A 26,846-nucleotide genomic window follows, 5' to 3' on the forward strand; every position below is an offset into this window, starting at 1 on the left:
AGTTATTCTCCCTTTACTACTAGATTTCTTTCTGGCATTTCTTCAAAGCTGTAGTCTGACTCATCTACAAGAACATGAAAAATAGCTTCTGCTTCTTTTCTTGAAAAATAGCCATTTTTCACATCATGTGCTACCTGTTCCGCTGGACGTTTAAGTGGATTTCCATAGCCTCCACCCGTGCCAGTCATTAATTGAACCACATCATTTTTATCTAGTTTATATCTTGGATAGACCCCGAATGGTCCATCTACCTGGCCATTCGCTTTTTTTACATAAAATTCATTCGGCGAACCTTCATGTCCATTGTTAATCCCCCATGGTAAAAACTTATTCCTACCAAAGGTCACTGTTATTGCTTGATTGTCCGTCATGGCTCTATAGGATCTGATTACTCCTTTACCCCCAATGTATTCTCCAGCCCCTGCTCCATTTCTATCTTCTCTTAAACAATATTCATCAATTAACACACCGTAGCGAGTTTCCGCTACCTCAATTGGCACATTATACGTCTCACCATCCGAAAAACAGAATTGACCAGAGGCTCCATCAGCATCGTTTCCACCACCCCATCCACCTACTGATGGTTCAACAATTAAAAATGGCTCTCCTGTATCATGATGTGTACCACTTAACGTTACAGCACAAACGGATAAAAACTGACCAGCAGTTAATCGACTCGGTATATGCGGTGCCAAGGCTTTCCATACTAAATCTAAGCTGCCAAGCAAGGTCTCAAAATAATTGGACACAGGTACTGGTCTTTCCGCAGACATAATTGATTGAGGATCAACAATTATTTTTAGTGGTCTAAACACACCATCATTTACATCCTGCGCTGGATTTGTAATAGCTAAGAAGATTGCACGTACAGCTGATGCTAAACCTGTATAGGAACAATTCATTGGTCCAGGTACTTGAGGAGAACTTCCCCTAAAATCACAAATAAATTCATCGTCTGATATTGTCACTTTCACTTTTATTGGAAATGGTCCGTTACCAATCCCATCCGTATCAATAAAATCTTCTGCGTAAAATTCTCCTTTAGGTAAGCTAGCAAGCTCCTGCTTGGCCATTGCTTCGCCATGATCTAAATGATATTCAATTGCTGCCAATATGGTAGCTAATGTGTATTTATCACACAATTCCCTTACTCGTTTTTCTCCTGTTCGAAGAGCTGCAACTTGTGCAAACATATCTCCTAAAGATAGATCTGGGAACCGCACATTTGAACGTATTATTTCAACAAGTGCTTCATTCAATTTACCTTCGTCATAAAGTTTGATACATGAAAACTGTAGCCCTTCTTGAAATATGTCAACAGAATCGTTAGTAAATGAACCTGGATCTTTCCCTCCAACTTCAGTCCAATGAGCTTTATTAGCTGAAAAAGCAATTAATTGACCTTTATAAAAAATTGGCATTACGAGTCCAACATCTGAAAGGTGTGAACCACCGCCTTGATAGGGATCATTAATTATAATGATATCTCCCTCTTTTAATTTATCTCCTGGATATTTATTTAACGTTTCTTTTACCATAAAAGTGAGCATGCCGATAAAACCTGTCACACCATTACCCTGAGTTAATAAATTACCTTCTGAATCTGTTAAGCCACTCGCATAATCTAATACTTCATAAATAATGGGACTCATTGAAGTTCGTGCTAAAGCTACAAACATTTCATCTCCAGCAGATAGCAATGCATCCTTCACAATTTCTAAAGTAAATGGATCAATTTGCGGATTGATTACAGTCATTACGCTTCCTCCTTTTCAATGACAATATTTCCATAAGCATCTATATAGAGTGATTGATTATGATAGATTACAGTAGCTGCAGCTCTTTCTTCCACAATAGCAGGACCATTTATCTTCATTTCAATAGGTAATAGCTCACGATCATATATATTTGTTCTCACCCAGCCGTCATTTTCAAAATAAACATTGCGTTGTTCTATTAATGCATCTTGTAAGCTAGTTTGACGCTCAATCGTTTTTAATTTAGGTTTACCAACCTTCCCAAAGGCCGTCACATGGATATTAACGATTTCTGTCTCCGCTTCTGGTAGTTTAAATGTAAAATTCTTTTCATGTAATAAATTAAAATCTGCAATCGCTTTATCTAACACTCGTTGATTCCATTCACCGCCCTCTACAGGTACCTTCACAGTATGCTCCTGACCTAGATAACGCATATCTGCATAGCGTTGGAAAAATACATGATCTTTGTCCATACCTTCTTCTTGGAAATGTTGGAATGCCTGATGTTCAATATTTGCCCATATTGAATTCATTTTTGTTAAATCAAGATTATTCATACGTTTAATGTATGTTTGAATATAATCATGACGTAAATCTGTCATGAGCATCCCCCATGCGGAAAACACTGGTGATGCAATTGGAATAATAACCTTTTTAACACCTAATTCCAAAGCTAAAGCAGGTGCGTGCATCGAACCTCCCCCACCAAATGCAATCAAGGTAAAGTCTTGAGGGTTATGACCTTTACGAATAGAAATCAACTTTAGAGCATTTAACATATTGGAATTGGCGATACGAATAATTCCAAGTGCAGCTTCTTCAGCAGACATATGAAAATGTTTCCCAATTTTTTCTTCAATCGCATTTTTTACATTGTTCAAATTCACCGAGTAATCAAAGTTCTTCGGTGATAATCTACCAGTTAATAAATTTGCATCCGTTGTAGTCGGCTCTGTTCCACCTTGACCATATGCAACTGGTCCTGGTCGAGCACCCGCTGACTGAGGCCCTACTTTTAATGAACCTGCACCATCAATCCATGCAATGGAACCACCACCGTTACCAATCTCAACAATATCAACAACTGGTGTTTTAATTGGATAACCTGCACGTCGAGTATCTTTTTCGATATAGTAATCTGTTGAAACTTTTACTTCGCCATTTTCAATCAATGAACATTTTGCTGTTGTTCCACCAATGTCGAAAGCAATAATATTTTTTTCTCCTAGTAATTCACCGAGTACCGCTGCACCTAAAATACCAGCAACTGGGCCTGATTCTACCATATTAATTGGTAAACGCTTCGCATTATCAAATTTAGTGGTACCACCATTTGACTGCATAATATAACTTTGCTCTATTTCAATAGTATCTTGTAATTTTTGCTCAAGTCGATCAATATAAGTTGTTGCAGTTGGTTGTACATAAGCATTTAAAACCGCTGTATTAGTGCGTTCATATTCACGCCACTCTTGTGTAATTTCACTGGAAGCGGATACCTGAACTTCTGGCCACAATTCCTTTATTTTTTCTACAGCTGCTTTTTCATGCTCGTTATTAACATAGGAGTGTAAAAAAGAGATTGCAATGGCCTCAACCTGTTCCTTCTTAAAATATTCAACTATTTCTTCTAGTTCATTAATTTCCAGAGCTGCTAATACTTGTCCTTTATAATTAAGTCTTTCAGTTACTTCTCTGCGTAAATACCTTTCTACAAATGGCTGTGGTTTTTGATACTTAACATTAAATAAATCAGGTCGATTTCCACGAGCAATTTCCAACACATCCCTAAATCCCTTAGTTGTAATTAGACCCGTCTTTGCCCCTTTACGCTCAGTTAAAGCATTGATAATAACCGTTGTGCCGTGGATAAACATTTCTAAATGCTGTTGATCCACTCCACTTTTCTTAATAACATCAATGACTCCTTGTTCAAAATTTGGAGGAGTTGTATTACTTTTTTCATAGCCGAAATTTCCATGTTCATCAACATACACTAAATCTGTAAATGTACCCCCAATATCTGTTGCGACTCTCATTCCATTCACCCAACCTTCCTTTTTTTAGAAAATAACTGGCGTTAACACACTTAAAACAATACTCTCTTCATTCAAAGGATTTTCCCATGAATGTGGAACTTCAGAAGGATAATGAATTGTTTCACCTTCTCTAAGAAAATATTCTTGCCCATCAACCTTAAATAGGACAGCACCCTTTAATACGTAATAAAACTCTTCCCCTGGATGACTCGATTCTTGATTTTTGTCCATTTGACCTGGGGCCAGCTTCACAAGCAACGGTTCAAGATTTCTTCCGTTAAAATGTCCATTAAGTCGCGTATATTCTATCGAAGATGCTTCTAATTTAAATGGTTTGCGATCAGTTTCTTTTACGACATACGTATTATTTGAATCGGACTCGAAAAAGTAGGTGATCGGAACTCCAAATGCATCAGCTATTTTTTTTAGAGATGTAATAGCCAGTGAAGATGACCCCCTTTCTATTTGTGAAAGAAAACTAATCGATAAGTTTGTTTTTTCACTTAAATTCTTTAATGTCATGCCTTGATCAATTCTTGTTTTTTTTATGGTTTGATGAATATCTTCCAAATTGCCACCTCTTTTTTTGATTACACTGTATTTTTTGAAGTATAACCATATTTTTTTTAATAGTATCATATTATTTTCCGAATTAAAAGAATATTTTTAATTTTATTATTTTCACAAAAATAAAAAAGCCCCATTCACCGTACTAGTGAATGGAGTAGAGTAATTTTATTAACACATTTAAGCAAAAAAACAATATGCATATAAAAAGTGCATATTACTATGAAATTATGATCGAATTGTTTTCAAAGCCGTTGACCATGGTACAAGCTGATCTAACATTTGATGAACAGAATCTGCTTGCACCTCTTTTGGTTTAAAGACAGAGCCGTTTTCAAAATCAGTAAATAATGATAATGCTGGATGCACTCGAACATCAGCAACTAGCAATTCTCCGAGAATTCCTCGTAGATGCTCTGCTGCACGCGCTCCTCCAACAGAACCATAAGAGACGATACCAGCAGCTTTATTGTTCCATTCCACACGTAAATAATCTAATGCATTTTTTAATGCACCTGTAATGGAGTGATTGTACTCCGCAACAATAAAGACAAAGCCGTCACAAGCTGCTATTTTTTCTGACCATGTCGCTACCCCAGAAGTATCTCCACCTGGTTCACCTAAAAATGGTAATTTAAATTCAGCGATATCAATTATTTCATATTCCGCATCACGACGTTTTTCCGCAACTTCCTTTACCCAAGTTCCAACTTGTGGGCTTACACGACCTTCTCGCGTACTTCCTAAAATAATACCGATTTTTAACATATGACGCCTCCTCTTATCATCCATTCTTGTGACTCCATCACGGTTCTTCGTACGTGTTCGCCACTCGTAACCATTTTGGTCAGGGAAATATCCCTTTATTCATCACCTGATAATTAGCTCTGAATAGTTAGAATTGAATTATCTCTAATTCAAGATTAAGGTATCATCAACCATTCTTACCTGTCAAATATTTGAACTAGAGGGAAAAGGAGGATTATTTTATTTTAATGGGCTGCTCCAATGCCTCTAATTCCTCTTCAATAGAGGCGTATTGTCTTTCCACAACATATTTGGCATCTGACAAGGCAGCATTATAAATATAGGGGGCAATATGCTCCTTGATAAAATCTAACATACGTTCAGCTTCAAATTCACTAATGTCTTCATCACGCTGATTATAAAAAAACCGTTGGATATCAGCAAGAATTATTTCCTGCTGATCTTTAGATAAACGAATAAACAAGACAACTCTCTCCACTTCTGTTAATCAATTTTTTCTTCATCTTATCACTGTTTATAGATTTCTTGCATTCAAAAAGGCTGAAACACTAGTACTGCTAGCGTTCAGCCTCCATCTCATTGTTTACATTCAAATGAGTAGCTAGTGGATAAAAAGTTTTTCTCCTTTGCTACAATTGCTTGTCCACCATCATCTTCACATTGCTGTGTCATTGCATCGATTTTCTTATCATTGACCATATTGGTCATCACCGTCATACCAATACCAAAAACAACGATGAATAAACCAATCATGATCCATAGCTTGCCGGCTTTATTACCAGCTGGTCTTTCATTAGCCATATTTGTTCCCTCACTTATATAAATAAAAATGGTTCCGTATGGATCGTTGATTGGATGAATTCAACCAAGTATTTTTTATCCTCACATAGTTCAGCCATTTTTTTTGCTACTCCTGCAATCATTACCTTTTCTACATGATGACCAGGATCTACTATTTGCAGATCAATCGCTTGTGCGTCCTGAGCTGTATGGAAGTACATATCGCCTGTCAAGAAAACATCAGCTCCTGCACGTTTTGCCGCATAGATATATTTATTACCATCTCCACCAACAAGCGCAACCTTGCTGACCTTCGATTGTAAATCACCCACTACACGCACAGCTGGCACATCTAGTTGCTGTTTAACGAATTCAGCAAATTGCTGTAACGTCATTTCCTTTGTTAAGTAACCTACACGCCCTAATCCCATCACATTTGTTTGCTGCTCAAGACGTATCACATCATAGGCAGGCTCCTCATAAGGATGACTAGTAAGCATGGCCTTTAACACGCGGCCTTTAATGGATTCAGGAAAAACAACTTCTACCTTTACTTCTTCCTCCACATGTAATTCGCCAACAGAGCCTACGAACGGATTCGCTCCTGCTAATGCACGGAACCGACCTTCTCCAGTCGTTGTATAACTACATGCTTCATAATCGCCAATACGACCCGCCCCAGCATTTGCAAGCGCCTCACGTAATGCTTGTGCATTAGCAGTTGGTATAAAGACTGCTAGCTTCAATAAATTCTCTGCATACGTTTCTTCTAATATAGAACGGTTTTTTAGCTGTAGGGCATCTGCTAATAAATCATTTACCCCACCTTCGGCTACATCTAAATTTGTATGAGCGGCATATACAGCAATATCGTGTTTAATGAGCTTTTCATATAAGCGCCCTGCTGGATGATCTGTGCGGATATTCGCTAGGCGTCTAAAGATTGGTGGATGATGTGCGATAATCAGCTCACAGCCTTTTTCTATTGCCTCATTTGCCACGGCTTCATTGACATCTAACGTCACCAATACTTTACTTACTGGTTTGTTGAGGGTCCCTATCGCTAGTCCAATTGGATCATTGTCCATACAAGCTAGTTTTTTGGGTGACCATGTTTCGAACACTTGAATAACTTCTTGGCCATTTACCGTTTTCATCTTACAAAACTCCTTCTACTAAACGTATCAGAGCCGTTAACTCTGCACGTTTTTCTTCAATTTCAGGTGTTTGTTCTGCTCCTTCAATGGATTGTAGTACACGTTGCCAATTGTCTTTTTCACGCAACCATTTTTTCGTAAATGCTGGTGATTTACGCAGGCTTAGCTTAGGTCCAAACAAAATCTCTGCTGTAGAGAGCTCCATTTGCCCTCTTTGTAACACAAGGATTTCATAGATTTTATCATCTTCCTCTAAAATCTCTTCATCAAGAATCGCCCATTGATGTGCTAAAGCCCACTCACGGATAACCTTGGCGTGAATATTTGGCTGTAGGATTAGACGTGTGACACCTTGAAGCTTTTCTGGATGCTTCTCTAGAATGGAAACAATTAATGGTCCACCCATGCCAGCTATTGTCACCGTATCCACATGGTCAGCTTCTTCGATCGCTGCTAATCCGTCTGCAAGGCGTACTGTAATTTTTTCAGTTAAGCTTTCCTTCTGTACCTGTCCTACCGCTGATTCATAGGGTCCTTTTACAACTTCCCCTGCTATGGCATAGGAGGCAGTCCCTTTGTGAATTAAATAGCATGGTAGATAGGCATGGTCACTACCAATATCCGCCATGACTGCTCCTGTAGGAACAAATTTCGCTACTGCTTCTAATCGCTTTGAAAGTTTTTGTGCGTTCATTTTTATACCGCCTATCTTCAATAGAGTCCATTAATAGTATGGATGATGTCGTGAAAAAAAACAAATGGAGTTGTCTCACATTTCTATGTGGACAACCCCATCTTCATGATGCTTAAATCTAAAAAGTAGCTGTACTATTTCAGTACAGCTACTTGTCAGTTTTACTATTCTAAAGTAGAAATGTATTCAGCGATTGCTTTTGCTTCCTCTTCAGTTTTCATGTTTGGTTGCATTGGAGTACCTTCGATACCCTTTGTTAAAACTTCTACGATACGTGCTTCATCTAAGCCATGTAGATTTGGACCCATACTACCAGTTAAGTCACCACCATGACAACCGATACAAGATTGTACTAGTGCTGAACCATCAGCTTCTGCATCTGTTGTTTCTGTAGTAGTTTCGCCACCACCCTCATGTTCAGCAGCAATTTCTTTCTTGTTATCTGCACCTTGTAAAGACATGAAGAAAATAAGACCAATACCAAATGCCAGAATTAAGATGTAAGGAACGACTGGATTGTTTTTCATAAGTTTCCCCTCCTCATTTTAAGTCTACTTCTATTATAATATAGAATCAGTCAACATCTAATATTGTACTTCATTAACAAAGAAACGAAAAGCCCTATTCGCTAAGTTTTCCTTTGTTTGTAACAAATTCGACATTTCTGTATCTATTGGATAAAATATGTCTTGCCAACATCCAAAATTGGTCAAATTTATCCTTTTATACAATTTCTTTTTCATTATATTTATGCTGTTATCATACCCTTTTCACTCATTCATATACCCAAAATTAAAAAATCTGTACGTTTTTAATTAGCGTACAGATTTTGAATCTTCTGACGGTAAAAACTTTAACATGATACTGACCCTATTATAGATAAATTGTCACAAATTATGGTTTTATATAAACACTAAAGTTCAATTAAGTTTCTAACCTGATTTAGTAGATGGAGTTCCTTGTACATCGATAGAAATACCATTTGCTAAATCAGGATAAATTTATGATATAGTACCCAACTAGTGCTATTAATCCTAAAGCACCTGAGACTGTGAAATATAGAAGTTTCATTTTAATACCTGACAACAGCCAAATGACACAATTTGCTGCAATCAAGCAAAATAAAACCGTATTATTTCCACTAAAATATGTAGTACAAATGCGGATCGACATACTAAATAACAGGATGGCCGCTAGTACATGAAAAATGGGAGCTAGTAGATGTTTTTTTCGAGCCATTTGCCACGCAGCAATAAATAGGATGCATGCGCCTACTCCCACGATTACTGTAAAAATCAATGTTAAAGATTGCATTGTAAAATAGAGTGCCAAAACAGCCATTATGGCGATACATAGACCTACTACCAATAGGATCATTTTTCTTTTTTCTGATGGCAAGACCGCTTGTTTAGGATGTTGCACTGGTTCTAACTCCTCTATGTCAGCCCCCTCCGTATAAAGAGCTGCTAAAAAGTCACAATAGTGCTCAGGTAAAAGTTTATTTTGCTTCCAAAACAAAATTTCATTAAGGATTATTTTTTTGCGAGGATTTGTCATAGTGTTAGCTCCAAACATTGCTTAATAATGGTTGTATTACAATTTTATCTCACACTATTTGAAAACACATCTGTATAAAGTCGCAAATCTAGCATTTCCCTCATTCTAATTATCTATGATTGCATAGCATCGATAGGTGAATAGCAGGGCTAATTTCTTTTTGTTGACTTTTCAATTCTATAAAAAAGGAGCTATACCAATTAGTCATTTTCTCACTACTTGGATAGCTCCAGCTATTTTAAATTTTATTCTAAGAAGTCTTTTAAACGTTTACTACGAGAAGGATGGCGTAATTTTCTTAGTGCTTTCGCCTCGATTTGACGAATACGTTCACGCGTTACGCCAAAGACTTTCCCAACCTCTTCTAATGTACGTGTGCGACCATCGTCTAACCCAAAACGTAAACGAAGTACGTTTTCCTCACGGTCTGTTAACGTATCTAGTACATCTTCTAATTGTTCTTTTAACAGTTCATAGGCTGCATGGTCGGAAGGAGATTGTGCTTCTGAGTCCTCGATAAAGTCTCCTAAATGGGAATCATCTTCTTCTCCAATTGGTGTTTCAAGAGATACTGGTTCTTGTGCAATTTTTAAAATTTCACGTACTTTTTCAGGTGTTAAATCCATTTCTTCTCCAATTTCTTCTGGAGAAGGCTCACGACCTAAATCTTGTAAAAGTTGACGTTGTACACGTATTAATTTATTAATGGTTTCGACCATATGAACAGGAATACGAATCGTACGCGCTTGGTCAGCGATTGCGCGTGTAATCGCCTGACGAATCCACCATGTAGCGTAAGTCGAGAACTTAAATCCTTTACGATAATCGAATTTTTCAACAGCCTTAATAAGACCCATATTTCCTTCTTGAATTAAATCAAGGAATAGCATTCCACGACCAACATAGCGTTTTGCAATCGATACAACTAGACGTAAGTTCGCTTCCGCAAGGCGTTTACGCGCTTCCTCGTCCCCTTGCTCAATACGTTCAGCAAGTGCAATTTCTTGCTCAGCAGATAATAAATCTACTCGGCCGATTTCTTTTAAATACATACGTACAGGGTCATTGATTTTAACACCTGGTGGCACACTCAAATCATTTAAGTCGAAAGTTTCTTCGTTCGCTTCTTCTTTCATTAGACTTTCTTCTTCAAATTCTTCTTTTCCAATGATTTGAATATCTTTATGCTTTTCAAGATCCTCAGCAAAATGGAAAATTTCTTCGTTTTCCAATTCATAAGGTGTTAGTTTCTCTGAAATTTCTTTCATTGAAATTTCACCCTCTGTTTTTGCTTTTTCTTGTAGGAATTTTTTTGCATCATCTAATGTAATTTCTACTTCTATCTCTTTTGAACGTTCTGACTTGTCCGCCATAAACCTTCCTCCTTCTAAACAACCGAATCGGGTTAAATCGCCGATAACGATTTTCTTAAATGAATAATCTGTTGGGCGATTTCAAGTGCACGTGCATACTCATGCATCTTCTCCGCTTCCTTTGACTCATGCATCTTTTGATAAATTTCTTGCTCAATTCTATATTTTTGAAGCTGACGGATGGAGTCCATAACCTCTGCCTCTGCTTGATCAGGATCTCGCTCAACTAAAGCCGCTTCCATGACAATTTTCCGTAATTCAGCGTCATCCAAAATTTCCACAAAACGTTGATAATCAGGATGACCATACTCCTCATAAAATCCAACTAAGCGAACAAAAACTGCCATATAGGCATCTCGTACAAATGGCTCTTTTTGCTCACTACGTAATACCCTGTCCACTACATCTATATTATGAAGCATATGAGCCAGTAATAAACGTTCGGCACGTTCGGCTGCGTCCATAGGCTTTTGTTGTTGCGTGACTGGCATTGAAGGTATCTGTGTAGGCATTTCTACTTTAGCAGAACGTACCTGATTAGCCTCCAGTTTTCGGAATTGGGCATAAATGGCTTCTTCCGAAATATTTGTTTCATTTGATAGCTGTCGTATATACAAATCTCGTTCAACTGGTGAAGATCTTCCCACTAGCTGCTCAAGAACTTCTTGAATATATTGAAGCGTATCATTTTCAAATTGAAAGTTCTTATTGCGTCTAGCATGCATCATCATAAAAGCAATATACGCATGAGGTTTTTCCAAAATTTGTTCCTTAAATGCTTGTCCACCTAAAGTGTGAATGTATTCATCAGGATCTAATTTTTCTGGCAACACGGCAATATCGACTTTCATTCGCTCTGTATGCAGTAGCTGCGCCGCTCGTTTCGCTGCATCAAATCCAGCATTATCACCATCATAGCAAATCGTAATTTGCTCTACTAAGCGCTTTAGCTTTGTGATATGCTGATTTGTTAACGAAGTACCCATTGTCGCAACAACATTCATTACACCTACAGAGTTGGCTGCTAAAACGTCCATAAATCCTTCCATCAATACTATTTGACGATTTTTTCTGATAGAAGTTCGTGCTTTATCTAGGTTATACAGCACTTCACTTTTTTGGAAAATTGGTGATTCTGGACTATTTAAATATTTTGCTTCCTCACCATTGGATGAAAGGATACGTCCTGAGAAGGCAATAATTTTACCATTCTCATCTCGAATAGGAAACATGATACGTCCTCTAAAACGATCAAAATAACGCTCTTCTCCCTCTCTTTTGATGATTAAGCCACTTTCGGCAATTTCTTGTAAGTTATAACCTTTTCTTTCAAGCAATATTGTTAATGCATCAAAGCTTGGGAGAGACCAACCAATGTTATTAGATTCGATAAGTTCCCTTGTAAATCCTCTTTCTAGCAAATAATTTAAAGGTTCTTCACCATCTTCTGTATTCAACAGTAAATGATGAAAAAAATCTGCTGCAAAAGCGTGTGCTTCTTTCATCCTTTCTTCCGCTTTAGATATCTTTTTCGTTCCTCCAGGGAAACTTGGCTCAACATCTAAGTGTATGCCAACACGTTCCCCAAGTTTCACAACTGCATCAGGAAAAGAAATGCCTTCAATATCCATTACAAAAGTAATGGCATTGCCCCCTGCACCACAACCAAAGCAATGAAAAATTTGCTTGTCTGTAGATACAGAAAAAGACGGTGTTTGCTCTCCATGAAATGGACAGAGACCAAACCAATTTCGCCCACGCTTAGTAAGCTGCATGTATTCACTAATAACATCAACGATATCTGATTGTGTGCGAATCTGCTCAATTACTTCTTCTGGAATCTTCCCTGCCAAATCCATCACCATCTTTAATATTTGCGTTCTAGAAACACAATTCGCTATTCGTTTTAAAATTCCTTTATTTCTCGACAAAAAATTAGGATTTTTCTCTTATAAATATTTTTACCACAATTTTATTATTATAAAACAAAAATTAGTTTTTATCTATACCATTTTCAAAATCCACTCAAAAAAACCGCCTCTGCTAACCGAGGTGGTTTAAAATTCTATCCTTATTTACAGGTCAAAATATGTTCGATAATCGTATTTGCTGTCTCTTCAACAGCTTTATTTGTCACATCGATAACTTGACAACCTATTCTACCGACAATTTTTTCAAAATGCTGAATCTCATCAAGAATTCTTTCATGCTGTGCATAGATAGCATCATCATTCAAGCCGAGAGACATTAACCTTTCTTTCCGGATTGAGTTTAACTTCTCAGGGGAAATAATTAAACCAAAGCATTTTTTAGGGTCTATCTGTAATAGCTCTTCTGGTGGTTCTACCTCTGGCACTAAAGGTACATTCGCCACTTTATATTTTTTATGGGCTAAATATTGTGATAGTGGTGTTTTAGAAGTTCTTGATACACCAACTAGTACGATATCAGCTTGTAATAGTCCTCGTGGATCTCTACCATCATCATATTTTACCGCAAATTCAATCGCTTCAATTTTTTTGAAATAATCATCATCCAGCAGATGAACAATGCCAGGTGTTTCTAATGGATTTTCTTCCATAAAAGCTGCCATTGATTGTAAGGCTGGCCCTAAAATATCAACAGCCTGAATTTTTTCTTGTTCACATAAATCATGTAATAATTTACGCATTTCTTGGCGAACAAGTGTATAAACAATAAACGCTCGCTGTTGCGAAGCAAGAAAAACAATTTTACGGATAAGCTCCTCTGATTGAATATGTGGAAATCGACGAATCACAGTATTTTCAAGACCCGGTCGGAACTGGCTAATAACCGCTTTTGCAACTTGATCACCAGTTTCACCAACAGAATCAGACACAACAAATACGCGTAGTCTTTTCATGCAGCTCTCCTTCATTTAGACATTTTGTGCAAGAGATAAGAAAGCCCGTGTAATCGTTGTTTTTGTAAGACGACCAACAATCGTTAAACCACCCTCTTGCGGTTCAACTACTGGTAGTGAATCAACCTCACGTTCAATAAGTTTGTTCGCTGCAACAATTAAAGAATCTGATCTTTCACAGTACGAAATATTTGGCATACGCGTCATAATAATATGTACTGGAATTTTATTTAAATCCTGCGTGCCAATACTTGTACGCAGTAAATCTTTGCGAGATAGTACGCCTGTCAAAAACTCATTCTTATCTACGACAAAGAGTGTACCAACATCTTCTGAAAACATAAAGCAAATTGCATCATAAACCGTCATTGTTTCAGGGACAACTACTGGCCCTGAATGAAAATCCTTCACTTTTAAATTGTGAATACTATCTATTAATGTAACAGATGCCTTCTTACCTGAATAAAAATAACCAACCCTTGGTCTTGCATCCAGAAATCCTGCCATTGTTAGGATTGCTAAATCCGGTCTTAGAGTTGCTCTTGTCAGATTGAGACGTTCGGCAATATGTTCCCCCGTAATAGGGCCATTTTCTTTCACAATTTGTAATATGTCTTCCTGACGTTTATTGAGTTCGATTGGACTCACCGCCTCAAATCTAATAGTGTTATACTTATGCTCAATTATTATATACTATTTTAATAATTATTGCGAATTAAAGAACTACATGCTACAATATTGACACATACGCTTGCTCTATCTGTATTTTCGAGCAAATTGCGTTATACAGGCGATGATGGGAAAAAAGTATCTGTTCCATTCTATAGCGAGTAGAAGATGGTGAAAGTCTACACAGCAACAGAGAAAAGGCACTCCCTGAGCTAACTTTTTGAAAAGAGGTTTTAAACTACTCGTTTAAAACAATCAGGGTGGAACCGCGGGTATTAGCACTCGTCCCTGGGCATACAATGTGCCCGGAGACGGGTGCTATTTTCATTTAGTTGCAACTGAATGAAAAAACTATGGCGTTTTTACCGCTAAAACAACGTATTAAAAATTTAAAGGAGGCTATTTTATGGCTAACAAATCAATGGAAACCATCGTATCTTTAGCGAAGCATCGAGGCTTTGTCTTCCCTGGTTCTGAAATCTACGGAGGTTTAGCAAACACGTGGGATTATGGTCCACTAGGTGTCGAATTAAAAAATAATATTAAAAAAGCATGGTGGCAAAAGTTTGTTCAGGAATCTGAATATAATGTAGGTATTGATGCTGCTATTTTGATGAATCCAAAAGCTTGGGTTGCTTCTGGTCACGTAGGAAACTTCAATGACCCAATGATCGACTGTAAATCATGTAAGGCCCGCCACCGTGCAGATAAAATTATCGAAGACGCTGCATTAGCGAAAGGCGATGAAATCATTGTTGATGGTATGACATTCGACCAAATGAAAGAAACAATGATTAAATATGACGTAGTATGCCCTGATTGCGGAAAGGCTGATTTCACAGATATTCGCCAATTCAACCTCATGTTTAAAACATTCCAAGGTGTAACGGAATCCTCTACAAATGAAATTTATTTACGCCCAGAAACGGCACAAGGTATTTTCGTGAACTTTAAAAACGTTCAACGTTCTATGCGTAAACGTACACCATTTGGTATCGCACAAATCGGTAAATCTTTCCGTAACGAAATTACACCGGGTAACTTCACATTCCGTACACGTGAATTCGAACAAATGGAGCTTGAATTCTTCTGTAAACCTGGTGAAGACCTTGAATGGCATGCATATTGGAAAGAATTCTGTAAAAATTGGTTACTAAACCTAGGCATGAAAGAAGATTCGATGCGCCTTCGTGACCATGAGGATGATGAGCTATCTCACTACTCTAACGCTACAACAGATATCGAATTCAAATTCCCATTTGGCTGGGGAGAGCTTTGGGGTGTAGCAGATCGTACAGATTACGACTTAAAACAACATATGGAGCACTCTGGTGAAGATTTCACTTACATTGATCCTGTATCAAATGAACGTTATGTTCCTTATTGTATTGAACCATCATTAGGAGCTGATCGTGTAACATTAGCTTTCTTGTGTGATGCCTATGATGAAGAGGAATTAGAAGGTGATGATAAACGTACGGTTTTACGTTTCCACCCTGCTCTGGCTCCATTTAAAGCTGCTGTGCTACCACTTTCTAAAAAATTATCTGATGAAGCTACAGATGTTTGGGCTGAACTGCGTAAAGCCTTCCCTGTTGATTTTGATGAATCACAATCAATTGGTAAACGTTACCGTCGCCAAGATGAAATTGGTACACCATTCTGTATCACATATGATTTTGATTCAAAAGAGGATGGCCAAGTAACAGTACGTCATCGTGACTCTATGACACAAGTTCGTATGCCTATTGCTGAAGTAAAAGCATATATTGAAAAACACCTACAATTCTAATCACTTAAAAAAAGAGGGGGTAGCCAGCAGGCAACTCCCTCTTTCTTATGCTTTAAATGTTGAAAATAAGCGCTCCTGCATTTTTTCCTCGAATGAAAACTTTTTCATGCTCAAACCTATTAAGCTCACTAATAGCTCCTCAATATCCGCTAGTGAGTAATAAAGGAATGTACCTTCTCGCATTGGACGAACCCGTTTGTCAAAAGTTAGTTCATCTTCAATAAAGTAAGCGACATTAACGTCACAATGTTCCATCAATTGTGTAATACGTTGATCATCACCTGGGTTTATAAAGAATGGCACAATTTTATCAATATACAAAATACTTTGAACAAGCTTAATGAAGAAATTTTCACGTAGCGATGTCTCCACAACTAATATGGTCGTTTGCTCATGTTGATAATCCATATATAAAACGTTTAATTGCTCCTCTAGTAGCGATTTTAAAATACCAATAGAATTGCGATACTTTGTCATATCCGTTTGGATTTCCCTTGTTAGTAAACGTAAAATACGAAAGGCTGGCAGAAAAATTTTTAAGACAATTTCTTTAGGATGTAAATGGTCAATTAATTTATTAAAATGAATTCTCAGATTATTTTCGTCACAGCGGATTAATTGCTCTACAAATAAGTTGAAAATCTCTTCAAAGCTATTAGCTCGATAGTCGATCATTTTCGCAATTCTCACACTGTAGTTTAAAGGTAAGTTCATTGATTTCTGCTCATCTAACAACCTTACTTTTGGTAATGTAGGAAATAAATCATAAACAAGTTCTACTTGTGCACTGCGATTATCGGATAACATAACTACAGAGTTTACTGGGTAAATCCCTAAACATTCTACAAATTTATGCATAAAGCTCTCATTATATAAATGTCGATCTCTGTATAAGACAGCTAAAGCATCTGTAGCACCATAGCCAACATGATAGACTCTCTTGGATGTCATCGCTGAATATACATCAACAATTTGTAATAATTGTACACCCTCACTCATATCATCCGCACAAAGTTGATTTGGATAGCCCTTTCCCGCAAAACGTTCATGATGATCTCGTGCCAAATAGGCAATGTCTTCCTCGTTATGTTCCATGAGTAGCTCGTAGCCTTTTGTTGTGTGCGTCTTTACAATATCGAACTCATCTTCAGAGAGTTTGCGTTTCAGATTTAATATTTCTTGGGGTATAAAAACCTTCCCGATATCATGGAACAGGTAGCCCCTAGCTAATGTTTCAATATCTGTTAAACCTAGGTATCTAGCAAAAATTGTACCTAATACAAACACATCAAATGAATGGACAAATGAATACTCGTCCCATTCCTTTAAACGCATAAGTAGCTCATAGCGATGTTTTTTTTCCAAAATCTTTTCAAAAACACCTCTTACATAAGCCGTATCCTGTATGCTTTTAAGAATTTGTCCATAGCGTAATTCGTGCACGACATTCTCCAACGTTGTCATAAAAAGCTGACTAACTGTCTCTTTATAATCATCCACAGGATCTCTTTTTTCAATTAATGGGGCAAATAGATCTTCATATTCTCTTGTTCGTTGAGCACTTAAATCATGGACAACTCGAACTGAATCAGATTGCAAATAGACAGATAATTCATCTACTTTACGAAGTTTAAGTAAGGCAATAATTCGCTCCGTTAAAACTAAATCCTTTTTAGCCAATAAACGATACTCTGAAAAAATATCTTCTGCTAATATATCATTTGCTTCAACTTCATGAATACTTAAGGTTACTTTTCGTAGCATATATTTTGCCACATACGCAATGTACTAAGCACTATGTGACTCCCTCCTTCTTCCATAGGACTGCGCTATTCTGATAAACGTATAACAATACGTTTTGCTGATAGAGGCTTTTATATTTCATAGGCATGTCTAAAGTGATCTAGCGTACATCAGTTTCGATGGAGATTAAACGACTTAATTATATTTAAAAAATATAATTACCATTATCTATACCATTTACAATATCATAGGTTAAAATGCCTTTTCAACTAGTATATGGGTCTCGAATGAACAGTTTCTACCACTTATATAATGAAAACTAAACAAAAATACAAATCTTTTTACCTATTAAAATACTTATAAATATATAGATAAATAAAAATATAGATAAATAAGACTTCATATTATTCATTTAAAGACGGAAAAATAACAAATAAAATTAAATTTACGCAAAAATTTTATTTTGTAAAAATTGAAATTTATTCATTAAAAAGAAAGGTAATCTAGTTGCATCCTCCTATAAAATCAAAGGTATTTCTTTTTATTTAAAAGATAAAATGAAGCGAGTTCTGCGCTATGCAAGTTAATTAGTTTTAGCTCCCCCTTTTTACATAAGGTATAATTGATTACCGAACAGTCATGATATGGATGAAATTCCCTCTATGCGTTGTTCCATCTTTTTGGTATAAATAAGTTATTATAGTTAGTATTAGCTGTTAAATAATGAATAATTGACAGGCTAAAGACACATCACCTTTTAACATTCATTCGTCCGGAAGTTTGAACTGATACATAGGAAGGTCTGACCAGAAATATATATACTATAAAATTTTCTATTGTACTTTTTGGAGGAATTTAATTGCAGTCTCAACGTTTATTTCAACTAGCTATGGCTTCTGCTTTAGCAACAAGTGCGATTATTATCGCACCACCCGCACATGCAGCATCATTTTTTCCTGATATCAACCCAACCAATGAAGAAGGTAAGGCTATTATTCAATTAGCAGAGCGTGGCATTATTTCAGGCTATATGGATGGGACATTTAAACCCGCTAATCCTATTACACGTACACAGGCTGCGAAGATTTTAGCAGGTATTTTAAAGTTAGATACAGTTCACGTAAAAAATCCCCAATTCAAAGACATCAAACCTGGCGATGAAAACTACGGAGCCATTGCAGCATTAGCAAATGCTGGCATTATTAATGGTGCAAATGGTTATTTCTACCCTACTCAAAATATCACTCGCGAGCAAATGTCTAAAATGATTGCGAAAGGCTTTGGATTAATAAGTACGAGTAACACGCAATTACCATTTACAGATGTTAAAAAGGGGAATGAATTTGAGCCTCATATTAAAGCATTGTTTGCAAATGGGATTACCAAAGGAACATCTGCAACGACTTTCGGCCCAAAAAGCAATGTAAAGCGCTCTCAGCTTGCTGCTTTTGTTGTACGAGCTGAAAAGTTGCTAGGCAATGCAACCGTCTATGCAAGTCAATTTAAACAGGACTATATTTTTGCTTCTTATGGTGGTCTTGAGCCAGCAGAGGATATTTTCACATGGAATGAAGAGGAAGATATGACAGAGTCTATCACGATTACCCCTATAAAAGAAGGTACGGGTAAATTAGTGATTACTGGATTGACTGATGATTCAGAGGACTTTATTGACATTTTTTATTTAGTACATGTCAAAAATGTAAATGGTAAGCTGAAGGTAACACTTGAAGAAGTAAAAGAAGATGATTATATCGAAAATTTACCACTCGATTTGTCTGAGAGCAAATTACCATTCATGCCAACAGAGGTGACGGTTCAAAACGCGAATGGACAGCCACTCGCTTCAAATTTCTATAACTTTAATCAACAAGATCAAACACTGTCCATCTCGCAAAATGGACAATACATTGTTACATTTTCAGATGGGACGCAACAACAAAAGATGGCCGCAGATGTGTATTCCTATGATTTTGTTCGCAGCATTGATTTATATCATTTGACAGATGAATTAATACTGACAGCGCAAGAATTACCTTTCGAACCAACACATGTAGCACTCGAAAGCTTTGGTTTTGAGCCAGTGCCTGTAAAAGCGACAATTCTTGACGGGCAACTACATATTACGCCAAAAGCTGAAGGTCTAGCGATTCTCCATTTAACAGGTAAAGACAATGAAACAGCATACCTTTATATTGAAAGTAAAAAAATTGCTGGACAGTGGGCCTTTTTAGTGACAGAGGATGAGGATGAATTTTAAATAACGTGAAATGCCAGATGAACATTATGATTCATCTGGCATTTTGTCTTTCGAGCGTATTTGCAGTTCAGGGGTACGTTCTAGTTGCTCTATAAATTTTCTCGTCTTAAACCGAATACCGGTTTGTTCTTCATAGATGGTTGTTATAATTTTTTTAATGAAATATTTTGTTTCTTTTTTCAGCTCTATTTTTCCAATTTGGTCGATAGGAACAGTGTAGAACATCCTTATAAGTTTTAGCTGTGTTGGCGTTAAGCGAATGATATAGGGGTCATGCTGATAACAACGATGGCATAAGAATCCTCCTTGAGCAAAGGAAAATGCAAATTCCCCATCAACAGCACCACACGCAGCACAGGCATGTAAAATAGGTTGTACACCTGTATAGGGCAACATTTTCCATTCAACAAATAGCGTAATGGCTTCAGGATCATAGCCATCCTCAATTGCTTGTAGTGCATGTAGTAAAACATCGAACGCAAATGGCTCTGGCTTTCCTTCTTCCACAACTCGCTCCACTAATTCCATAATGTAGCTAGCATAAGCAGTAGCCATAATATCCTCACGAATATGGCGCATTGAATTCAAATGTTCTCCCTGTTGCAAAGTTCCCATGCCCGTATGATGTTGAACCATAAACATGCCATAGGTAAAGGGTTGCGTGACGGAAGCCAATCTACTAGAAGGTTTTTTTGCCCCTCGAGCCATCGTAGCCACTTTGCCAGCTTCCCGCGTAAGCAAAATAACAATCTTATTGGATTCGCCATATGCGCGAACCTTTAATACAATACCTTCCCATTTATGAAGCATAATCCCCCTCCTTTCTTAAAAGAACTATCCATGAAAAGAGGTTCTAAGTCAAATGTTGGGGTGGTGTAATCTTTTAACACATTAACCCAGATGAACTCCGATTTCTTTATACTTTAAATTTAATAAGATTTTTGCTCGAAAGTGATCGAAACGCTGAAAGCCATATGCATTCCGTTTCATCACTTTTGTTTTATTATTAATGCCTTCCAAGAAGCCATTGGAATAACCAAAACTAAAGCTATTTAAGATTTCTACTTGCCAGTTCTTCAATGTTTGAATGGCTTTTAAGAAAGCTGGTAATTTTGTCTCTTCTACCTTACGGTAAAAAGCTAGTAATCGCTTCTTCACTTCTACAACATCATTTTTTGTCTTTGCCCAATCAAACCATTCACAATAGGCTTCCTTTAATTCATGAGCTACTTTTAATGTTTCAGACATTTCTGTATAACGCTGTAAGTACCACTGTTGTTTCGGTGATAATTTAGATGCACGTTTATACAATACATGACGCATACGTTTACACTTTGTACGATTGTATTTGTCCCATTCTTTTTGTACTTGTCGGCGCACTTCATCCATTGCCCAATAGATATAACGGCTAAAATGAAACCGGTCTGCCACAATAACAGGTCGACCTAGCGCTTGACGAACAGCTGCTTTAAAACTTGGATTCATATCCATGACCACTATCTCAACATCTGCTCCATACTGACTTAGGTAATTTTTTATGGTTTCTTTTTTACGATTCGGTAAAATATCAATCGGTTCGCGCGTCTCCGCATTCGCAATGATTAACTGATACGTACCTGCATCTGTATCGCCTTTATACTCATCAATCGCAATTGCTTTTGGTAAACGTACACCCTCTACTAATTGTTTTTTCGCTACCTTTTTAAAACGGCGAATAACCGTCGTGGTTGATGTACCTAGCACTTCTGCAGCTTCTTTAAATGTTTTAGCTTTAATAGCACGTATACTCACTACTTGATTCCATTCCTTTGAGTAACGTTGATATTTATCTACGAAGGGGGATTTTTCAGAGAAACGCTTTCCACAATCACAAACATAACGACGACGTTTATAGAAAAGAATAGTTAAACGTTCAAACCATTTTAAATGATTGATCTTTTGTATACGGTAATCGTGAACCTTCGATGTTTTTTTTTCACAAACTGGACATGGATGCGTGCACTTAGGCAATTGCACATACAATGCGATTCGATCGCCTACTTCTTCTACTTTCGTAATCTCTACATCTTTTAATCCTGGGATATTCATGTTAAAATTCATTTGCACAGTTCACCTTTCTATTACTTGTTTCTCGACAATTCAAGTATATATAAATCAGTGAATCTGTGCTTTTTTTATGCGTGTAATTGTGTAAATACCCCAAAAAATATTATAGAACCTGAAAAGAGAGCTGCCCAAATAATTTTGGACAGCTCAAAAATAAAACGATCAAATACTGCCAGATTTTGTGCTTACAGAAGAAGCTAACCTAAAACCGTCACCTCAAAATCTGGCGTCTATATCCTGATCCACCAGGCACTAAACACCTGCTGAAAAAACTTATGTTCATCTCCCGAATAAGTGGGAGTCTTCTGTATCTGACGCTTCGCTTTCGATACAAATCAGGAAAAGAACTTAATATTCATCATCACGGAATCCGAAATCACGTAAATGTGTTGATTTATTGCGCCAATCCTTTTGTACCTTTACCCATAGCTCTAAATAGACTTTAGAACCTAATAGCATTTCGATATCCTTTCGCGCACGTGTCCCTACTTCCTTTAGTAAGGCTCCACGTTTCCCAATAACAATCCCTTTTTGAGAATCACGCTCTACAATAATGGTTGCCGCTACATGGATTTTATCCTCATTTTCTTCATCACGACGAATTTTATCAATTACCACTGCGATCGAATGAGGAATTTCCTCACGTGTTAAATGCAGGACTTTTTCACGAATAAGTTCTGATATAATAAATCGTTCAGGATGGTCTGTCACTTGATCTGCTGGGTAATACTGTGGTCCTTCTGGTAAGTACTTTTCTAATGTCACTAATAAATTTTCTACATTATTACCTTGTAGAGCCGAAATTGGTACTATCTCAGCAAAATCATAGCGCTCTTTATAGCTCTCAATAATGCCTATTAGTTCATCTGGATGAATGGCATCAATTTTATTGATGACTAAAAAGACAGGTGTTGGATTTCCTGCTAGCATTTCTAGAATAAATTCATCACCTTTACCGAGTTTTTGCTCAGCATTGACCATAAACATAATAACGTCCACTTCACGCAATGTGTTTTTAGAAACCTTCAGCATGAAATCGCCTAGTTTATGTTTTGGCTTGTGAATCCCTGGTGTATCAATAAAAATCATTTGGCTATCATCTGTTGTCAGTACGCCCTGTACTTTATTTCGTGTTGTTTGCGGCTTATCACTCATGATCGCAATTTTTTGGCCAATGACACGATTTAAAAATGTCGATTTGCCAACGTTTGGACGACCAATAATGGAGATAAAGCCTGATTTATAGCCATTTTTAGTTTCCTGCATTCTCTAAATCCTCCGTCGTAAATGCAAACGGTAGTAATTCGCCTACTGACGTTACCGTCACATCACCTTTTAAGTTCGTTAAATAGACAGGCATAGTTGGAGCACAAAACTCCATCATGACCTGACGACATGCTCCACATGGGGCGCAGGGCCCGTCCGTATCAGCTACAATGGCAATGGCTTCGAAATCGTAAATTCCCTCCGATACTGCCTTAAAAAACGCTGTACGCTCAGCACAATTCGTCATACTATAGCCTGCATTTTCAATATTACAGCCGTGAATAACTTCTCCATCTTTCGTTAATAGAGCTGCCCCCACTTTAAATTTTGAATAAGGAACATAGGCTTTTTCACGCGCCTTTTTTGATTCCTCTAATAATGCATGCATATCCATTGTCATCTATACTAATTCTCCCTCACATTTATGGTTTATTTTCATTTAGAAGACACTCATTTCCATTAAAACCATTTTGGCAGAAAGATGAGTAATCCGATTATAGCACTGAATAGCGCAAATACAAGCACTGCACCTGCTGCAATATCTTTTGCCTGCTTAGCAAGTGGATGTATCTCTGGGGAAGCTAAATCGACTACCCGCTCGATAGCTGTATTCATCATTTCCAGCGCAAACATTAGTGCTATTAATAGTAGCACAATATACCATTCCATACGAGATAAACCTGTCAAATAACCAGCCAGTATCACAATGATTGCACTTACTATATGTGATTTTAAATTTTGTTCTTTACTTGCAGTTATGATGCCTTCAAACGCATAGCCAAAAGATCGCAAGTATTTGCGCAAATCCATCTAGTCTCGACCTAAGCCAAAAGTTTGGAGAATCTCATCTTGCTTTGCAAACATCACTTTCTCTTCTTCTGGCTTCATATGGTCATAACCAAGTAAATGTAAAAAACCATGTACTGCTAAAAAGCCTAATTCTCGCTCAAAAGAGTGATTATATTCCTCAGCCTGCTCTTTGGCACGGTCTGTTGAAATAATAATATCACCTAATATACGTGGCATTCCTTCAAAAGTTACTTCCATTTCCCCTTCCCCTAGCTCCTCTAGTGCAAAGGAAATGACATCTGTTGGCTGATCCTTACCACGATATTCACGATTAATATCTTGAATGGCCTCGTTCGTTACAAACGTCACCGAAACCTCTGTTTCTGGCTCAATGTTTTCTACACTTGCAGCATGCTGTAATAGTTTTTCTACAAGCTCGATATGTTGTGCTCCCACTTCATTTGTTTCATCCGTAAAATCAATTGTTAAAATCATAGATCCTCCTACTTATCTGCCTTTGGATATTCAATACGTGAATGGAATATCCCATTCAACGTTTCGCAAAGTACTCTCTCTATACATTTTAACTCTTTTATTGAAATATCGCATTCATCAAACTGATTATCTTGGACACGATCATCGATAATCGCTCGTACTAGCTTCTGAATTTTCTCTGCATTTGGCTCTTTCATAGAACGTACTGCTGCCTCGACACTATCCGCAACACTTATAACAGCTGCTTCTTTTGTTTGTGGTTTGGGCCCTGGGTATCGGAACTTTGCCTCATCAATATTTTTTCCTTCTTCCTTTGCTTTAAACAAGAAGAATTTTAACAAACTTGTACCATGATGTTGTAAAGCGATATCAATAATCTCTTGAGGCATTTTATAACGTTTTAACATATTGGCACCATCTGTCGTATGGGCGATAATAATCTCTGCACTTGTTTCAGGTGGTAACGAATCGTGCGGATTGATGCCCGACATCTGATTTTCAATGAAAAAGGACGGTCGTTTGGTTTTACCAATATCATGATAATAACAACCTACACGTGCTAATAAACCGTCAGCACCAATCTCTTCACAGGCAGCTTCCGCTAAGTTCGCTACCATCACACTATGATGATATGTCCCTGGAGTTTCCATTAATAATTTTTTTAATAATGGATGGTTGGGATTGGATAACTCAATTAAACGTAAAGACGAAAGCAAGCTAAACGCCGATTCAAAGAATGGTAAAAGTCCCATCGTTAATGCCCCTGAAAGCAAAGCAGATAACATCGCTGCTATTAAGTAAAATACTAATTCTGGTAGGCCATAGGATGATTGCGTCATTAACAAATAAAACGCGATAAATGCCATGTTTACAAGGGAAATCACACCAACCGCATGTAAAATATGTGAGCGTTTTTCCACACTACGCAAAAAGAATAAGCTGGCAAACCCTCCGAATATGATATACAGCGTAATTTCCATTTGCATAACAGACGAATAGCCTTCTTGAAAAATAACCCCTGCTGAAGCAGCCGTCATAACGGTAATTAATACAGCCGCTCGCTCATCTGCTAGCAATCGTACAAGCATCGTAGCTAGTGCTGTCGGGAATAAAAAGGCAATCGTCACATCAAAGCCACCAGAAATTAAGCTAATAAATTTCATTAGCAAAATAGACAAGCTATAAACAATCACTGTCACTAACAGTGCATTACGTTTTTTTCGTTCGTTAGCCTCCCAACGCTCAAATAAAATATACATAAACATCATTTGCAGTAGCGTTAAAATAATAAGTCCTGCAATAGGCTTCAAGGAGGCCTTATTACTAACCATCCCCAATAGCTCTAATTGTCTAAAGGCCTCATTGTCAATAATTTGACCTTCCTGAACAATAATCTGTCCTTGTAAAATGCGTGTCGGCTCTACACTTTCTTTGGCCTGCTGTTTTCGAATCTTTGTTTGTTCTTCATTAATTGTTTCATTTTCTATAATGCTTGTACGTCCTATTAACACGACTGTATTGAATATTTTATCGGGATATCCGCGTTGTCCACGAATTTTTGTCTCAAAATCATTTTGAGCAACAAAGACGTTCTCTGGTCGGATGGATTTTTGTAAATATTCCTCTACAAATTTGGATAATTGCGTACTTGTTCTAGTTAAATCTTCTTCACTTTGCACTAACAGACCTTCCAGCTGGGAATCTGTAAAAATTAACGGCATCTGGTCTTCGTCTATGGATTCAAATTTTTTGCGAAGCTGTGTAACCTGATCTGCAATAGGTATAGGTTCCTTACTATTTGCAACATCCTTTTTCACTTCTAAAACATAATCAAATAATGATGTTACAATCGCTGCTCTTTGCTTGGCGACATCCTCCGAAAATTGATAGACCGAATCCACTGCATTAGCAGCTTTTTCACGCTCTAGCTGTGTTTTATAAGTGTCTTCGATCGTTTTAGTAGATCGTACGGTTTCAGGCGCAAGCTGTAATGGTTTGAAATCATATGTAACTCCTTTAACATTGCCATACATGAATGCAAATTGTAGGCCACCTGTTAAAATGAGAATGATGATAAGAAAGTAGCGAAAACCGATAAGCTCTGTAAATTTTCGAAGTTGTTTCTCCATTTGGCACCTCCTCTATCT

The 26,846-nt window shown here is 37.3% G+C and carries 24 protein-coding genes; 2 read left to right on the plus strand and 22 right to left on the minus strand.

Translation table 11 applies throughout. From position 1 onward, the window contains the following. Positions 1-2 precede the first annotated feature (2 nt). The 14 genes from MHB39_RS15270 to MHB39_RS15335 all read right to left on the minus strand — a co-directional run bounded on the left by MHB39_RS15270 (position 3) and on the right by MHB39_RS15335 (position 14,227). Positions 3-1,757 (minus strand): hydantoinase B/oxoprolinase family protein, encoded by a 1,755-nt coding sequence (locus MHB39_RS15270; RefSeq protein ID WP_004227191.1) that lies wholly within the window; start codon positions 1,755-1,757, stop codon positions 3-5. Next, entirely contained in the window at positions 1,757-3,799 is a 2,043-nt protein-coding gene (locus MHB39_RS15275) for a hydantoinase/oxoprolinase family protein (protein ID WP_342544426.1), read from the minus strand. The genes MHB39_RS15270 and MHB39_RS15275 overlap by 1 nt, the downstream gene beginning before the upstream one ends. Before the next feature lie 24 nt (positions 3,800-3,823). After that, positions 3,824-4,369, minus strand: a complete 546-nt coding sequence (locus tag MHB39_RS15280; RefSeq protein WP_036218593.1) for an XRE family transcriptional regulator — start codon at positions 4,367-4,369, stop codon at positions 3,824-3,826. A gap of 225 nt (positions 4,370-4,594) precedes the next feature. Further along, positions 4,595-5,134, minus strand: coding sequence for an NADPH-dependent FMN reductase (locus MHB39_RS15285; RefSeq protein WP_004227183.1), 540 nt, complete (start codon positions 5,132-5,134; stop codon positions 4,595-4,597). A 214-nt stretch (positions 5,135-5,348) separates the two neighbouring features. Beyond that, complete coding sequence (locus MHB39_RS15290) at positions 5,349-5,597, minus strand: DUF2164 domain-containing protein (RefSeq protein WP_004227180.1); 249 nt, start codon at positions 5,595-5,597, stop codon at positions 5,349-5,351. Positions 5,598-5,710: 113 nt separating this feature from the next. Next, positions 5,711-5,935: a hypothetical protein gene (locus tag MHB39_RS15295; RefSeq protein ID WP_048392200.1), complete on the minus strand. Its 225-nt coding sequence runs from the start codon at positions 5,933-5,935 to the stop codon at positions 5,711-5,713. Positions 5,936-5,949: 14 nt separating this feature from the next. Beyond that, positions 5,950-7,071 carry a Nif3-like dinuclear metal center hexameric protein gene (locus tag MHB39_RS15300; RefSeq protein ID WP_342544434.1) on the minus strand — a complete coding sequence of 374 codons (1,122 nt, stop codon included), beginning with the start codon at positions 7,069-7,071 and terminating at the stop codon, positions 5,950-5,952. 1 nt (position 7,072) lies between these two features. Then, complete coding sequence (locus tag MHB39_RS15305; protein WP_036076227.1) at positions 7,073-7,765, minus strand: tRNA (adenine(22)-N(1))-methyltransferase TrmK; 693 nt, start codon at positions 7,763-7,765, stop codon at positions 7,073-7,075. 164 nt (positions 7,766-7,929) lie between these two features. Continuing rightward, a complete protein-coding gene (gene cccA / locus MHB39_RS15310) occupies positions 7,930-8,292 on the minus strand; it encodes a cytochrome c550 (RefSeq protein ID WP_312126506.1) in 363 nt (120 codons plus the stop codon). 463 nt (positions 8,293-8,755) lie between these two features. Next, the gene (locus tag MHB39_RS15315) at positions 8,756-9,322 is read right to left on the minus strand and encodes a hypothetical protein (RefSeq protein ID WP_004227167.1); all 567 of its coding nucleotides are present in this window, start codon (positions 9,320-9,322) and stop codon (positions 8,756-8,758) included. Positions 9,323-9,567: 245 nt separating this feature from the next. Continuing rightward, positions 9,568-10,695: an RNA polymerase sigma factor RpoD gene (rpoD, locus tag MHB39_RS15320; protein ID WP_004227165.1), complete on the minus strand. Its 1,128-nt coding sequence runs from the start codon at positions 10,693-10,695 to the stop codon at positions 9,568-9,570. 32 nt (positions 10,696-10,727) lie between these two features. Further along, positions 10,728-12,560, minus strand: coding sequence for a DNA primase (dnaG, locus tag MHB39_RS15325; RefSeq protein WP_305193083.1), 1,833 nt, complete (start codon positions 12,558-12,560; stop codon positions 10,728-10,730). A 206-nt stretch (positions 12,561-12,766) separates the two neighbouring features. Then, positions 12,767-13,579 (minus strand): pyruvate, water dikinase regulatory protein, encoded by an 813-nt coding sequence (locus MHB39_RS15330; protein WP_004227157.1) that lies wholly within the window; start codon positions 13,577-13,579, stop codon positions 12,767-12,769. A gap of 15 nt (positions 13,580-13,594) precedes the next feature. After that, positions 13,595-14,227: a helix-turn-helix transcriptional regulator gene (locus tag MHB39_RS15335; protein WP_004227151.1), complete on the minus strand. Its 633-nt coding sequence runs from the start codon at positions 14,225-14,227 to the stop codon at positions 13,595-13,597. Positions 14,228-14,654: 427 nt separating this feature from the next. Here MHB39_RS15335 and MHB39_RS15340 point away from each other — a divergent pair, with 427 nt between their 5' ends. Then, entirely contained in the window at positions 14,655-16,040 is a 1,386-nt protein-coding gene (locus tag MHB39_RS15340) for a glycine--tRNA ligase (protein WP_004227145.1), read from the plus strand. 45 nt (positions 16,041-16,085) lie between these two features. On the opposite strand, the gene MHB39_RS15345 is transcribed toward MHB39_RS15340, so the two are convergent. Then, positions 16,086-17,804 carry an HD domain-containing phosphohydrolase gene (locus tag MHB39_RS15345; RefSeq protein ID WP_342544436.1) on the minus strand — a complete coding sequence of 573 codons (1,719 nt, stop codon included), beginning with the start codon at positions 17,802-17,804 and terminating at the stop codon, positions 16,086-16,088. 838 nt (positions 17,805-18,642) lie between these two features. On the opposite strand from MHB39_RS15345, the gene MHB39_RS15350 reads away from it, so the two are divergent. Then, positions 18,643-20,043, plus strand: coding sequence for an S-layer homology domain-containing protein (locus MHB39_RS15350; protein WP_342544438.1), 1,401 nt, complete (start codon positions 18,643-18,645; stop codon positions 20,041-20,043). A 24-nt stretch (positions 20,044-20,067) separates the two neighbouring features. On the opposite strand, the gene recO is transcribed toward MHB39_RS15350, so the two are convergent. The 7 genes from recO to MHB39_RS15385 all read right to left on the minus strand — a co-directional run bounded on the left by recO (position 20,068) and on the right by MHB39_RS15385 (position 26,828). Next, positions 20,068-20,853 carry a DNA repair protein RecO gene (gene recO, locus MHB39_RS15355; protein ID WP_312126515.1) on the minus strand — a complete coding sequence of 262 codons (786 nt, stop codon included), beginning with the start codon at positions 20,851-20,853 and terminating at the stop codon, positions 20,068-20,070. 81 nt (positions 20,854-20,934) lie between these two features. Further along, entirely contained in the window at positions 20,935-22,149 is a 1,215-nt protein-coding gene (locus MHB39_RS15360; protein WP_333007013.1) for an ISL3 family transposase, read from the minus strand. A gap of 348 nt (positions 22,150-22,497) precedes the next feature. Next, on the minus strand, positions 22,498-23,415 hold the full coding sequence (gene era, locus MHB39_RS15365) for a GTPase Era (RefSeq protein WP_016993542.1): 918 nt from the start codon (positions 23,413-23,415) through the stop codon (positions 22,498-22,500). Further along, the gene (locus tag MHB39_RS15370) at positions 23,402-23,815 is read right to left on the minus strand and encodes a cytidine deaminase (RefSeq protein ID WP_016993543.1); all 414 of its coding nucleotides are present in this window, start codon (positions 23,813-23,815) and stop codon (positions 23,402-23,404) included. The genes era and MHB39_RS15370 overlap by 14 nt, the downstream gene beginning before the upstream one ends. Before the next feature lie 59 nt (positions 23,816-23,874). Beyond that, positions 23,875-24,225, minus strand: coding sequence for a diacylglycerol kinase family protein (locus tag MHB39_RS15375; RefSeq protein WP_016993544.1), 351 nt, complete (start codon positions 24,223-24,225; stop codon positions 23,875-23,877). Continuing rightward, on the minus strand, positions 24,226-24,699 hold the full coding sequence (ybeY, locus tag MHB39_RS15380; RefSeq protein WP_342544445.1) for an rRNA maturation RNase YbeY: 474 nt from the start codon (positions 24,697-24,699) through the stop codon (positions 24,226-24,228). Between the two features lie 8 nt (positions 24,700-24,707). Further along, positions 24,708-26,828 (minus strand): HD family phosphohydrolase, encoded by a 2,121-nt coding sequence (locus MHB39_RS15385; protein ID WP_036076233.1) that lies wholly within the window; start codon positions 26,826-26,828, stop codon positions 24,708-24,710. Between the last annotated feature and the right edge of the window lie 18 nt (positions 26,829-26,846).

This window comes from Lysinibacillus sp. FSL K6-4013 (genome assembly GCF_038630435.1).
Lineage (GTDB): Bacteria > Bacillota > Bacilli > Bacillales_A > Planococcaceae > Lysinibacillus > Lysinibacillus boronitolerans.

Excerpts from the sequence above, each read along its gene's own strand:
- MHB39_RS15375 (WP_016993544.1), bottom strand. The coding sequence starts at position 24,225 with ATGGATTTGCGCAAATACTTGCGATCTTTTGGCTATGCGTTTGAAGGC.
- MHB39_RS15270 (WP_004227191.1), bottom strand. The coding sequence starts at position 1,757 with ATGACTGTAATCAATCCGCAAATTGATCCATTTACTTTAGAAATTGTG.
- MHB39_RS15330 (WP_004227157.1), bottom strand. The coding sequence starts at position 13,579 with ATGAAAAGACTACGCGTATTTGTTGTGTCTGATTCTGTTGGTGAAACT.
- MHB39_RS15305 (WP_036076227.1), bottom strand. The coding sequence starts at position 7,765 with ATGAACGCACAAAAACTTTCAAAGCGATTAGAAGCAGTAGCGAAATTT.
- MHB39_RS15285 (WP_004227183.1), bottom strand. The coding sequence starts at position 5,134 with ATGTTAAAAATCGGTATTATTTTAGGAAGTACGCGAGAAGGTCGTGTA.
- MHB39_RS15370 (WP_016993543.1), bottom strand. The coding sequence starts at position 23,815 with ATGACAATGGATATGCATGCATTATTAGAGGAATCAAAAAAGGCGCGT.
- ybeY (WP_342544445.1), bottom strand. The coding sequence starts at position 24,699 with ATGATTTTAACAATTGATTTTACGGATGAAACAAATGAAGTGGGAGCA.
- MHB39_RS15345 (WP_342544436.1), bottom strand. The coding sequence starts at position 17,804 with ATGCTACGAAAAGTAACCTTAAGTATTCATGAAGTTGAAGCAAATGAT.
- dnaG (WP_305193083.1), bottom strand. The coding sequence starts at position 12,560 with ATGGTGATGGATTTGGCAGGGAAGATTCCAGAAGAAGTAATTGAGCAG.
- cccA (WP_312126506.1), bottom strand. The coding sequence starts at position 8,292 with ATGAAAAACAATCCAGTCGTTCCTTACATCTTAATTCTGGCATTTGGT.
- MHB39_RS15300 (WP_342544434.1), bottom strand. The coding sequence starts at position 7,071 with ATGAAAACGGTAAATGGCCAAGAAGTTATTCAAGTGTTCGAAACATGG.
- MHB39_RS15340 (WP_004227145.1), top strand. The coding sequence starts at position 14,655 with ATGGCTAACAAATCAATGGAAACCATCGTATCTTTAGCGAAGCATCGA.
- MHB39_RS15385 (WP_036076233.1), bottom strand. The coding sequence starts at position 26,828 with ATGGAGAAACAACTTCGAAAATTTACAGAGCTTATCGGTTTTCGCTAC.
- recO (WP_312126515.1), bottom strand. The coding sequence starts at position 20,853 with ATGCTTCATAAATGGGAAGGTATTGTATTAAAGGTTCGCGCATATGGC.
- MHB39_RS15315 (WP_004227167.1), bottom strand. The coding sequence starts at position 9,322 with ATGACAAATCCTCGCAAAAAAATAATCCTTAATGAAATTTTGTTTTGG.
- era (WP_016993542.1), bottom strand. The coding sequence starts at position 23,415 with ATGCAGGAAACTAAAAATGGCTATAAATCAGGCTTTATCTCCATTATT.
- rpoD (WP_004227165.1), bottom strand. The coding sequence starts at position 10,695 with ATGGCGGACAAGTCAGAACGTTCAAAAGAGATAGAAGTAGAAATTACA.
- MHB39_RS15295 (WP_048392200.1), bottom strand. The coding sequence starts at position 5,935 with ATGGCTAATGAAAGACCAGCTGGTAATAAAGCCGGCAAGCTATGGATC.
- MHB39_RS15275 (WP_342544426.1), bottom strand. The coding sequence starts at position 3,799 with ATGAGAGTCGCAACAGATATTGGGGGTACATTTACAGATTTAGTGTAT.